The sequence below is a fragment of the Monashia sp. HAY1-2A genome, assembly GCF_056755315.1.
This window is the reverse complement of record NZ_JBNDHY010000133.1, coordinates 1-11,841: the sequence shown is the minus strand read 5'-3', so window position 1 is coordinate 11,841 and position 11,841 is coordinate 1. Positions and strand designations below refer to the sequence as shown.

Sequence of the window (11,841 nt, the reverse complement as noted above, 5' to 3'; positions counted from 1 at the left end):
GGTCTGCTCGACGTCGGGGTCGTTCGGGGTGGCGCTCATGGGTCGTCTCCTGGGCTGGGCAACGGTGTGTCCTCCACGATGCGCGGACCCCCGGCAACCTGCAACCCACGGTCCGACGGGCCCGGTCGTCACCGCATCCGGCCGCGCGGGACGGGCGCGTCGGGAGCGGGCGACGCGACGACCCTCACCTCCAGGTCCGTGCCGAGGACGCCGGCAAGCCGGGCGGCCCCCTGCTCGAGACGCGCCCGGGACGGCCGCCGCTCGCCGGGCCAGGTGACGACGAGCGCGTCGCCCTTGCGGCTCCACGTCCCGCTCACGACACCACCGACGACCACGGGGTTCGCCTTGCGCGTCATGGCGTCCCGCAGATGCGGCGGCGTGACCCGGACGTCCCCGGTGCCGGGACCCATCACCCACTGGTCATGGCCCGGCAGGAACCGCACCGCCTCCGAAGGCCGCGCGGCTGCCAACGAGCCGAGGTCCTCGCGCACGACGTACGCGGGCGTGCCCTCGACGTCGACGGGGACCAGCCGGTCGCCGAGACCTGCGATCCACCGGTCGAGCCGCCTGCGGCCCGCACTCAGGCCGTTGCCGAGCCAGTAGTGGACGTGGTCGAGGGTCGCCGGGCCGTACGTCTGCAGGTATGCGATGACCGCGCGTGGGCCTGCGTCGTCGAGGTCCGGCAGGCCTCCCCACCGAGGGTTGGTGTCGAGGCGCTGGAAGGTGTGCTGTCCGTCGCGGGGTGGGCCGAAGCTCATGTCGCCCTGCCAGGTCAGCGGCTTGACCAGCGTGCCGGCACCCTCCTCGAAAACCTCCTTCAGGTGCCGGTACGCGGGGCGTCGGGTCAGCGCCGCCCCGAGCTCGGCGATGGTCAGCGGGCCGTCGCTCAGCGCCTCCCGCACCGCCGCCCGGAAGGCCGGCCAGTCCGACGGCTCGAGCCGGTAGTACTCCACCCAGCTCGGCAGCTCCCACTGCCGCCCGGCCGACCGGAGCGCGAGGTAGATGCCGCCCTCCTCGGTCGAGAGGTAGTGCATCGACCCGCGGAACGCGAACGCCTTGATCACCGACCCCTCCGCCACGGCCTTCGCCAGGTCGCCCGGACGCGCCCTGGTGCTGCGGGTGCCGACGGCGACGTCGGCGAGCGCCTCGTCCATCGACAGCACCGCGCCGAGCCGGCGCACGACGTCAGCCGCCGACGCGGGTCCGACCGGGTCCAGCAGGTGCCGCTCCAGCCGCCACCCCAGCGCCTGCGCCCACGTCACCCTCGCCTCTGCCGCGGTGCCCATGTCCGCATCGTCGCACCGGTTCCGGACGGAAGACGCCCGCTGGACGCGTCACCTTCCGCGTCCCGGGTGGCGGCGCCGCGTCCGTGTCCCGGCGCGGTTCGTGGGATCCTCGCGTGCATGGGCGGGCCGACAGGATGACGACGCAGACCATCGCTCCGACCGACACCGGCTGGCCGTCCCGCATCCGCACCACCGCCTCGCGTCGTCGCGTGCTCGTGCCGGTGACCGTGGCGGTCGCGTTCCTGCTGACCCGGGGCATCGCGCAGGCGGTCACGCCGTTCATCCGCCAGGACGACTGGACGTTCCTGCTCCCCGACAACACCACGGACGTCGTCCCGCCGTCGTACTACAACATCAGCGAGGGTCGCTGGCTCAACACCGCGTGGTGGTGGCTCGTCGGCCAGCATGGCACCCCCACGACCGCAGCGCTCACCTATGCCATCGGCTACGCGGTCGTCGTCGCCGGCATGTGGCGGCTGCTGCACCTCACCGGAGTCCGCCCCGGCCTCGCCGTCGACGCGCTGCTCGGCCTCGCCCTGTTCGCGTCGAGCGTCTGGGTGCAGCTGCTCTACTGGCCGGGCGCCCTGACGCCCTCGATCATCGTCGGGGCCGGCGGGTTGTGGCTGCTGCCGTGGGCCGCCCGCTCACGCCGCCGGCTCGGCCTCTGGCTCCTGCTCAGCGGCATCGCCGCCGTCCTCACCTACCCGCCGATCGGCGTCCTGCTGCTCGTGTTCGCCGTCCTCGTCCAGCGCGACGCCCCGTGGGGCCGAGTGCTCGGCGTCGTCGGGGCGTGGATCGCGTCGTTCGGTGTTGGCGTCCTCACCACCTACACGCTCAACTGGGTGGTCAACCAGCACTTCGGCCTGCGTCTGGCCGCATGGCGCCACGAGAACCCGCTCACCTCCGTCGATGCCCTCCTCGACAACACCGGTCGCTGGATCGGGACGCTCGGGCTGCTCTGGTCCGCCCAGTGGTGGGTCGCCCTCGTCGGCCTCGCCGCCATCGCCGTCGGCTGGCGCGAGGTTGCCGTGCGCAGACGCCTCCAGCGCCTGCTCGTCGCCTTCGCCGTCGCGGTCGGCATCGACGCCGCGCAGACGATCGGCACCGGCGTCGTCACGGAGGGGCGCGGCCAGCTGTGGACGTGGCTGTTCGGGGTGCTGCCTGTCGCTCTCCTGCTCGTCACGCCTCGGCCGGCGACACATGCCGCTGCCACCCCTGCCATCACTGGCACCACGGCCGCCGCCGGCCGGCTCACCGACCACGTCGCGACCCTGTTGCTCGCCATCCTCGCCGTCTGCGGCGTGCTCGCCTGGCGCGCCGACATCGGTGAGCACCAGGCCACCCGGATGACCTTCTCGGCCGTCGCCGAACAGGCCGCCGAACAGACCGCCGAGCAGGAGCAGGAGGGCCCGGCGACGGTCGTGCTCTACCAGGACCCGGTCGTCGCCGACTCCCGCAACGGCCGGCTCACCCTCAGCACCTTCACGATGGCGCTGCGCGTCGAGCAGGGGATCATGCCCCGGCCGTGCCGCGGCGACGAGTGCACGCGGCTCGCCACGCAGCCACCCGGGTCGGTCGTCCCCCTCCCGGGGTCCGACGGTGCGCCCGCCGTCGTCGGCGTCGTCGGCGTCGTCGTGCCGACGCCACCCGCGTGGCTGTGAGCGTCCACGGCACGAGCGCGCCCAGCAGCGCCAGGACACCACGCCTCCGTCCGCTCGTCAGGTCCGCTTGCTGCGCCTCCTGCCGGGCGGCCTGAACCGGTCCTCGTGGGCGCAAGCAGGTGGTTCCGGCGGACTCTGGGTACGTGAGGTGGCAGGTCACGGGACCGACCCCCGTGGCAACCGGACTCCCGGGAGCGGCCCGACCATGACGACGCAGACCCTCGCCCCCGCCGTCAGGCGGGGGCGCGTCCTGAGCCGGCCACCGAGGCGTCGCGCCCTCGTCCCGGTGACGATCGCCGTCGCGTTCCTGCTCACGCGGGGTGTGGCCCAGGCGGTCACCCCGTTCATCCGCCAGGACGACTGGACCTTCCTGCTGCCGGACCACTCGCCCGGTGCCGTCCCGCCGTCCTACTACAACATCAGCGAGGGCCGCTGGCTCAACACCGGGTGGTGGTGGCTCGTCGGCCAGCACGGCACGCCCACGACCGCGGCGCTCACCTACGCCGTCGGGTACGCCCTCTTCGTCGCGGGCGCCTGGCGGGTGCTCCACCTCTCCGGCGTGCGGCCCCGCCCCGTGGTCGACATGCTCCTCGGCCTCACCCTGTTCGCCTCGGTCGTCTGGGTGCAGCTGCTCTACTGGCCCGGGGCACTGACACCGTCGGTCATCGTCGGCGCCGCGTCGGTCTGGCTGCTGCCCGGGGCAGCGACCTCCCGCCTCCGCCTCGGGCTCTGGCTCGTCCTGAGCGAGGTCGCGGCCGTCCTCACCTACCCGCCGATCGGAGTCGTCCTCCTCGTCCTCGCCGTCGTGCTCCTGCGCGCCGCGGCCTGGCACCGCGTCCTCGCGGTGGCCTGTGCATGGGTGGGGTCGTTCGCCCTGGGCATCGCCGTCGCGTACACGCTCAACTGGGTCGTCAACCAGCACTTCGGCCTCGAGCTCGCCGCCTGGCGAAAGCCCAACCCGCTGACCTCGCTCGACGCCTTCGGCGAGAACACGCGACGCTGGCTGGACGCCGCCGGTGCTCTCTGGTCCGCCCAGTGGTGGGTCGCGCTCGTGGGCCTCGTCGCCGGCGTCGTCGGCTGGCGCGACGCCCGCATCCGGCCGCGCCTGCAGCGCCTCCTCATCCCCTTCGCGGTCGCGTCGGGCATCGACGCCGCACAGACGCTCGCGACCGGCACCGTCACCGAGGCGCGCGGCCAGCTGTGGACGTGGCTGGTCGCGGTGCTGCCCGTCGCCCTTCTGCTCGCCGGCCGGGACCGACCCGGTCGCGACCGAACCCGAGGGGAAGGACCCCGCGGCGACCGAGCCCGAGACGACAGACCGGACCGACGCGTCCGACGTGTCCCACGTGTCCGGCCCCTCGAGCTCGTGGCGACCGTCCTGCTCGCGTTCCTCGCCGTCGCCGGCGTGCTCGCGTGGCGCGGGGACATCGGCGCGCACCAGGCGACGCGCCAGCAGTACGCCGCCATCGCCGAGCGGGCCACCCACCACGAGCCCGGGGCCGTGGCGCCGACGGTGGTCGTCTACCAGGACCCGGACGTCAAGGACTCCCGCGACGGGCGGCTCATGGCCAGCACCATGTTCATGGCGGTGCGCCAGGACCAGGGCGGCCTCCTGCCACGGTGGTGCAGTGGTCCCGAGTGCGCCGACCTCGTCGGATACGCACCCGGATCGGTCGTCCGCCTCGTCGACGACTTCGGGCAGCCCACCGACGTCGTCGGTGTCGTCGTGCCGACGCCGCCCGGCTGGCTGTGAAGCACCGACGGTCCGGGGGAAGCGACTACGGTCGCAAGGCGATTCACCCCCTTTGTCGCAGCAGGGCACCCAGCGCGCCCACAGCCGCTCGTCAGCGACGCCACAGACGACTCACGGGGTGACGGCGTCCGCGGGGAGGCTGCTGCGAAGTCCCTGCGGGTTCGCCGGAGACCCCGTCCGTGGCCACCGTCCGCGCCTATCGTCGAGAGGTCACGGGCGCGACCGCCCGCGCCCCACTGCCCCCGACGGACGTACCCGACGATGACCTCCCAGACCTTTGCCCCGGACGCGACACCCGAGGCCCCTGCGGCCGCCGCAGCCCCCGAAGTCCCTGACGTCCCGGAGGCGCCGGAGGTCCCGGAGCCCCCTGCAGCGCAGCGAGCCGACAGAGCCCTCGCGAGTCCCCCGACCGCCGTTCGTCGGGGCCGGCGCGTCCCCCGCGCCCTCCTCGTGCCCGCGGTCGTCAGCGTCGCGCTCGTCCTGACCGAGGGCCTCAGCCAGGCGGTCACCCCGTTCATCCGCAAGGACGACTGGCCCTTCCTCGTCCCCGCCGGCACGACGGGCGTCCCCTCGGCCTCGGCCCATGAGCTCACCGAGGGGCGCTGGCTCAACACCGTCTGGTGGCACCTCGTCGGCCAGTACGGCACGCCCACCACGGCGTCGCTCACCTACGTCGCCGGCTACGCGGTCCTCGTCGCCGGCCTCTGGCGCATCCTGCACCGGGCGGGCATCCGGCCCACGCCCGTCGTCGACGCGCTCCTCGGGCTGGCCGTCTTCGCCTCGGCCGTCTGGACGCAGCTGGTCTACTGGCCGGGCACGCTGACGCCGTCCGTCCTCGTCGCGGCGGCCGGTGCCTGGACGCTGCCGTGGGCGGCCCGCTCTCGCGTCGGGCTCGGCGCGTGGCTGCTCCTCGTGGAGGTCGCGGCCGTGCTGTCGTACCCACCGGTCGGGGCCGTGCTCCTCCTGCTGGCCGTCGTGCTGCTGCGCCAGGCGCCGTGGCGCGGCGTCCTCGCGCTCCTCGCCGGCTGGGTCGCGGCCTTCGCCCTCGCGGTGGGGGTCGTGTACACGCTCAACTGGTTCGCGTTCGGCCACTTCGGGCTCCAGGTCGCCGCGTGGCGCCACCCCGACCCGCTCACCTCGCTGCAGGCGCTCCACATCAACGCGTCGCGCTGGGCGGAGGCGACCGTCGCGCTCTGGGCGCCGCAGTGGTGGGCCGCCGCCGCCGGCACCGTCGCCGTCGTGCTCGGCTGGCGCGACCCGGCCGTCCGGCCACGGCTGGCGCGTCTGCTCGTCGGGCTGGCCGTCGTCGCGACGATGGACGCCGCCCAGACGCTCCTGACCGGCATCGTCACCGAGGCCCGGGGCCAGCTGTGGACGTGGCTCGTCGCGCTGCTGCCCGTGGCCCTGCTGCTCGACGGTCGGCGGGTCCTCCACGTCGGGCTGCCCCGGGGACGCTGGTTGCCCGTCGACCGCGTCGCCACCGCGGCGCTCGCCGTCCTCGCCGTGGGCGGGGTGCAGGCGTGGCGCACCGACGTCGGGGAGCACCAGGCCACCCGCGCGCAGTACGCCGCCATCGCCGACACCGCGACCCGCGTCCGGACCGACGGCACGCGCCCGACGGTCGTCGTCTACCAGGACCCGTCGCAGCACTCGACCCGCGCGGGCGCGATCATGGCCGGCACGCTGCGGATGGCGGTGCGCCAGGCCCAGGACGGCCGCCTCCCGGCGTGGTGCACGCCGGTCGAGTGCCGCGAGATCGGGGCCCGGGCGTCGCAGGGCCCCGTCGTCGACCTCGGACGCGTCGGGAGCCTTCCCGACGTCGTCGGCGTCGTCGTGCCGGTCCCGCCCGGCTGGATCTGAGCGGGACCGGGCCGACGACGTCCGTTCGACGACGTGCCGGCTACTTGACGCTGCCCGCCGTCAGGCCGCCGACGAGGTGCTTCTCGATGACCGCGAAGAGGATGACGACGGGCACCACGGCTATGACCGACGCGGCGAACAGCTGGTCCCAGTGCTGCTCGTAGCCGGTGATGTAAGCCCGCATGCCGACCGTCAGCGGCTTGCGGTCGTCGTCGATCATCAGGGTCAGCGCGACGACGTACTCGTTCCACGCGGCGATGAACGTGAAGATCGTCGCCGTGACGAGCCCGGGCAGCGTCAGCGGCAGCATGACGCGGCGCAGCACCGCCCACCGGTTCGCGCCGTCGAGCGCGGCGGCCTCCTCGACCTCGAGCGGGATCGAGGCGAAGAAGCCGTGCAGGATCCAGATCGCGAAGGCGAGGTTGAACGCGGCGTTCGTGATGATGAGCGCCCCGTACGTGTTGATCATGTTGAGCTCGAAGAACTGCCGGTAGAGGCCGACGACGAGCGAAGTGGGCGCGAACATCTGCGTCACGAGGACGAGCAGCAGGAACGCCCCACGGCCGGGGAACCGGTGCCGGGCCGTCATGAACGCCGCCGGGATCGCCACGAGGATGACGATGACCGTCGAGCCGCTCGCGACAATGAGCGAGGTCTTGAGCCAGTTGAGGAACCGGTCGTCCCCGAGCACCTGGGCGTAGGTGTCCCACTGCCACACCCGAGGCAGGAACGACGGCGGCGTGCTCTTGACGTCGGTGCTCGTGCGCAGCGAGTCCAGCACCATGACGAGGTACGGCGCGAGGAAGACGAGGGCGACGAGCGCGCCCCCGACCGCCATGCCGGCGCGCTTGCGGCGCTTGGGATCCCGCGGGGTGGGCTGCGAACCGCCTTGCGACGCCGGGGTTCCCGCGACAGGAGCCGCGGGCACGGTGGTGGCCGTCATCGGCTCGTCTCCTCTCGCCAGTTGATGATCTTCAGGTACACGGCCACGACGACGAGGATGAGCAGGACGTTGAAGATGCCCGCCGCGGCCGACATGCCCACGTCCTTCTCCTGGCTCTTGAAGGCCAGCTTGTACATGAACGTGATCGTCGTGTCGTGGAGGTAGCCCGGGTTGCGGTCGTTGAGCGTGTAGATGATGGGGAAGCTGTTGAACACGTAGATGACGTTGAGCACCGTCGCGATCATCAGCGCCGGGCGCAGCAGCGGCAGGGTGATGTTCCAGTACCGCTGCCACGGGCTGGCCCCGTCGACCGTCGCCGCCTCGAGCACGTCGTCGGGCACCGCGCCGAGTCCGGCGATGAAGACGAAAATGGTGAACGGCATCGACACGAAGACGCCGACGACGACCATCGAGAACATCGTCCAGCTGTCGTCGCCGAGGAAGTCGATCGGCTGTCCGATGAGGTGCAGCGAGAGCAGGACGTGGTTGATGATCCCGTAGTTGTAGTCGTAGAGCAGGACGAACAGCTGGCTCGTGATGATGAGCGAGGCCGCCCACGGGATGATGATCGCCCAGCGCACGAAGCGTCGGCCCGGGAACTGCTTCACGAGGAACTGCGCGAGGGCCAGGCTCAGCACGATGGTCACCGCGACGACCGACACGACCCAGATGACGGTGTTGGTCAGCACCGTGCCGAGGTCGGCGTGCTGGAGCACCTTGGCGTAGTTGTTCCACCCGGCGTCGCCCTTGCGCAGGCCGGTGATCGAGTACTCGCCCTGCGAGGCCTGGAAGAGCTTGATCGCCGGGTAGAGCACGACGCCGAGGATGAGCACGAGCGCCGGCAGCAGCCAGAGCAGCGCGACGAGGGGGTGGACCTGGCCGATGCGGCCGGCGCGGGGACGACGCCGGCGGCGGGCCGCGTCCGCACCCCCGGACGCGGCCGGCGCGGAGGGGGAGCCGGCGCCGGACCCCGCCGACAGGGCGGGGTCCGGCGTCGACGTGGTGGGGGAGGTCATGCGAGGCGCGCCCCTCAGCCGCCGTTTTCGGCGGTCTTCTGCAGGTCGTCGAGGACGGCCTTCGGGTCGCCGCTCATCGCCTTGCCGAGGTTCTGCTGGACGGCGAGCTTGACCTTGTCCCACGTCGGGTCGTCGGTCGGCGTCAGGCGGGCGTTGGGCAGGGTGTCGAGGTAGACCTTGAGCTTCTCGTCACCGGAGAACTGCTGCACGCCGCTCTTCGTGACGGGCAGGAACCCCTCGGCCTTGATGAAGGTGTTGACCTGGTCGGGCTGGTAGTACAGCTCGTAGAAGGCCTTGACGGCGTTCTGGTTGCCCGGCTTCTTGAACGCCATGAGGTAGTCCGTGACGCCGAAGGTCTTGCTCTCCGAGCCGTCGTTGGTCGGGAACGGCGCCACGCCGTAGTCGACCTTGGCGTCCTTGTCGAGGTCGGCCGCGAGCGGGCTGAAGCCGATGACCATGCCGGCCTTGCCGGACTTGAAGAGGTCGAACGCGTCGGCGCGGTTGGTGCGGGCCGGGTTGTTCTGGGTGACCTTCTCGTCGGCGAGCTTCTTGAGGAACGTCAGCGTCTGGACGTTCTTGTCCGAGTTGATCGTCCACTTGCCGTCGGTCTTCCAGTCCCCGCCGTTGTTGAACAGCCACATCGAGAACTCGCCCTGGGCCTCCTCGGGACCGAGCGGCAGCGCGTACCCGACGTTGCCGGTGGCGGCGATCTTCTTGGCGTCGGCCTCGAGCTCGTCCCACGTCTTCGGCGGCTCGTTGATGCCGGCCTGCTTGAAGAGCGTCTTGTTGTAGAAGAACGCGCGGGCGCTGCTGAGGTCGGGGAAGCCGTAGAACTTGCCGTCGTACGTGCCGTACTTGACGAACGTGTCGAGGATGTCGCTCTTGGTGGCGGCCGGCAGGACCTCGTCGGAGCTGTAGAGCAGGCCGTCCTTGGCGTAGCTGGCGTACGCGTTGAGGTTGAGGATGTCGGGGGCCTGGTTGTTCTGGATCATCGTCGAGGACTGCTGGTCGATGTTGTCCCAGCTGACGACCTGGACCTCGAGCGTGTAGCCCGTCTTCTCCTTGTACGTCTTGGCGAAGGCGTCCCAGAAGGCCTTCGTGTGGTCCTTGGAGTACTCCGCCGCGACGAGCTTGATCGTCTTGGTCTCCTGCCCACCGCCACTGCCCCCGGTGCCGCCGCCGGCCGAGCCGGCGCCGGTGCCCCCGCCGCACGCGCCGAGGGCGAGGCCTGCGATGGCCAGACCCGCGACGACCACAGTCTTCTTCGTCGAGCTCATGTCTCTCCTTGGTCCGGGCCGGGTCACGGGGTCCGATGTCGGACCACCCGGCCACCCTCTCCTCGAGGTGTCGAACAATTTAGGCGCGCAAGTGTGCAGTTGGCAAGAGCGAAACTGACTACATGCGCAATCATTCGATCACAATCGAGCATCCCAGGGAGATGCCTGCGCCTAGACCTCGTGGACGTCGACGCCCGCCTCGCGGAGTGCGTCGACCTCCGCCCGGTCAGCGCCCACGGTAGTGACGAGGTGGTCGATGCGCTCGGCAGGACAGATCGAGGCGAAGGTGCGCACCCCGAGCTTGTCGCCCGTGGCGACGCAGATGACGCGCTTGCTGCGCTCGATCATCGCGCGCACGATCGCCGCCTCCTCCTCGTGCCGGCACGTCGCGCCCTCGCGCGCGGACAGGCCGTTGACCCCGACGATGGCGACGTCGAGCCACAGCTGGCCGAGGACGAGCTGGGCGAGCGGTCCGGTCACTTCGTAGGACTCCGGACGCGCGACGCCGCCGAGCGAGACGCACTGCACGTGCGGGCGCAGCACCGCCTCGGACGCGATGTTGAGCGCGTTGGTCACGATGGTGACCTCACCGTCGGCGTCGACGAGGTCGTCGCGGGCCGTGATCGCTCGGGCGGTGGCCGTCGTCGTCGTACCACCGTTGAGGCCGACGACCTGGCCGGCCCCGACGAGCGCGGCCGCGGCCTCGGCGACGCGGGCGCGGTCGTCGTCGGCGCGGGTGCTCCGGTAGCGGTACGGCAGCTCGTAGGCGACGCTCGTCGCGACGACGCCGCCGTGGTTGCGCGCGACGAGCTGGCGCTTGGCCAGCTCGGAGAAGTCGCGGCGGATCGTCGCCTCGCTGACCCCGAGCAGCTCGGCGGCCTCGCCGACGCCCAGGCGACCGGCCGTGGCAAGACGGTCGAGCATGATCGACCAACGGCTGGCACGGTTGCGGGCGAGGTCGTTCTCTTCGGTCACGCGCTGACGATACCGCGCAGATCGTGCAATGGACATGACCATCTTTGCGCGATTACGCTTCGTTTCGAGCAGACACAATCAGATGTGGCCGCGTGCTCGGTGCGCGGCTCGCCCGACCCGACGGAGCGCCCATGCCGCAGACCACGCACCTCGCCCGCGAGATCGCCACCCAGCCCGACGACTGGGCCCGCGTCGTCTCCCGCCTCGACGCGGTGGCCCACCACCTGCCGCAGCCCGGCGAACGCGTCGCCACCATCGGCTGCGGCACGTCGTGGTTCATGGGCCAGGCCTTCGCCGCCCGCCGCGAGGAGCTGGGCCAGGGCCCGACCGACGCGTACGCGGCCTCCGAGCACCGCCTGTCCCGCGGCTACGACCGCGTCGTCATCATCAGCCGCTCCGGCACGACGACGGAGGTCGTGGAGGTGATCGAGGCGCTGCGCGCCGAGGGCACGCCGCACGTGTCGATCGTGGCGACCCCCGAGACGCCGGTGGCCGACCGCTCCGAGGCGACGATCCTGCTCGACGACGTCGACGAGCAGTCGGTCGTGCAGACGCGGTTCGCGACGACGACCCTCGCCCTGTTGCGCGCCTCGCTGGGGGAGAACCTCGGCGAGGCCATCGCCCAAGCCCGTGCCGTGCTCGCCGAGGACGCCGCCGACGCCGTGGGCGCCCTCGCGCTCACCGAGCAGGTGACCTTCCTCGGCCGTGGCTGGACCAACGGGATCGCCAACGAGGCTGCCCTCAAGCTGCGCGAGTCGGCCCAGTTCTGGTCCGAGTCCTACCCGGCCATGGAGTACCGCCACGGTCCGGTCAGCATCGCCGCCCCCGGGCGCGCCGTGTGGGCCTTCGGTGACGTGCCCGCCGGCCTGGCCGAGGAGGTCCGCGGCACGGGGGCCCACTTCGAGCACCGCGACGTCGACGCACTCGCCGACCTCGTCCGCCTGCACCGCCTGTGCCTGGCCAAGGCCGACGCCGCCGGCCTCGACCCCGACGCACCGCGGAACCTCACCCGCAGCATCGTCCTCTCCTGACCCTGTCTCTTATACACATCTGACGCTGCCGACGACGGA

At 71.9% G+C, this 11,841-nt stretch carries 9 protein-coding genes; 4 read left to right on the top strand and 5 right to left on the bottom strand.

What is annotated here, in order from left to right:
* Nucleotides 1-128: 128 nt before the first annotated feature.
* The gene (locus ACPYOM_RS17075; RefSeq protein WP_481346880.1) at nt 129-1,286 is read right to left on the bottom strand and encodes a DNA glycosylase AlkZ-like family protein; all 1,158 of its coding nucleotides are present in this window, start codon (nt 1,284-1,286) and stop codon (nt 129-131) included.
* A gap of 134 nt (nt 1,287-1,420) precedes the next feature.
* Here ACPYOM_RS17075 and ACPYOM_RS17070 point away from each other — a divergent pair, with 134 nt between their 5' ends.
* From ACPYOM_RS17070 to ACPYOM_RS17060, 3 genes are all read left to right on the top strand, one after another.
* Nucleotides 1,421-2,947 (top strand): hypothetical protein, encoded by a 1,527-nt coding sequence (locus ACPYOM_RS17070; protein WP_481346879.1) that lies wholly within the window; start codon nt 1,421-1,423, stop codon nt 2,945-2,947.
* A 205-nt stretch (nt 2,948-3,152) separates the two neighbouring features.
* Nucleotides 3,153-4,700: a hypothetical protein gene (locus ACPYOM_RS17065; protein WP_481346878.1), complete on the top strand. Its 1,548-nt coding sequence runs from the start codon at nt 3,153-3,155 to the stop codon at nt 4,698-4,700.
* Between the two features lie 450 nt (nt 4,701-5,150).
* Nucleotides 5,151-6,560, top strand: coding sequence for a hypothetical protein (locus ACPYOM_RS17060; protein ID WP_481346877.1), 1,410 nt, complete (start codon nt 5,151-5,153; stop codon nt 6,558-6,560).
* Between the two features lie 40 nt (nt 6,561-6,600).
* On the opposite strand, the gene ACPYOM_RS17055 is transcribed toward ACPYOM_RS17060, so the two are convergent.
* From ACPYOM_RS17055 to ACPYOM_RS17040, 4 genes are all read right to left on the bottom strand, one after another.
* Complete coding sequence (locus ACPYOM_RS17055; protein WP_481346876.1) at nt 6,601-7,503, bottom strand: carbohydrate ABC transporter permease; 903 nt, start codon at nt 7,501-7,503, stop codon at nt 6,601-6,603.
* A complete protein-coding gene (locus ACPYOM_RS17050; protein ID WP_481346874.1) occupies nt 7,500-8,519 on the bottom strand; it encodes a carbohydrate ABC transporter permease in 1,020 nt (339 codons plus the stop codon). Before ACPYOM_RS17050 ends, ACPYOM_RS17055 begins: the two co-directional genes overlap by 4 nt.
* A 14-nt stretch (nt 8,520-8,533) precedes the next feature.
* Nucleotides 8,534-9,796 carry an extracellular solute-binding protein gene (locus ACPYOM_RS17045; protein ID WP_481346873.1) on the bottom strand — a complete coding sequence of 421 codons (1,263 nt, stop codon included), beginning with the start codon at nt 9,794-9,796 and terminating at the stop codon, nt 8,534-8,536.
* 171 nt (nt 9,797-9,967) lie between these two features.
* On the bottom strand, nt 9,968-10,771 hold the full coding sequence (locus ACPYOM_RS17040; protein WP_481342917.1) for a DeoR/GlpR family DNA-binding transcription regulator: 804 nt from the start codon (nt 10,769-10,771) through the stop codon (nt 9,968-9,970).
* A 131-nt stretch (nt 10,772-10,902) separates the two neighbouring features.
* Here ACPYOM_RS17040 and ACPYOM_RS17035 point away from each other — a divergent pair, with 131 nt between their 5' ends.
* Complete coding sequence (locus tag ACPYOM_RS17035) at nt 10,903-11,802, top strand: SIS domain-containing protein (protein ID WP_481342916.1); 900 nt, start codon at nt 10,903-10,905, stop codon at nt 11,800-11,802.
* The last annotated feature ends 39 nt before the right edge of the window (nt 11,803-11,841 follow it).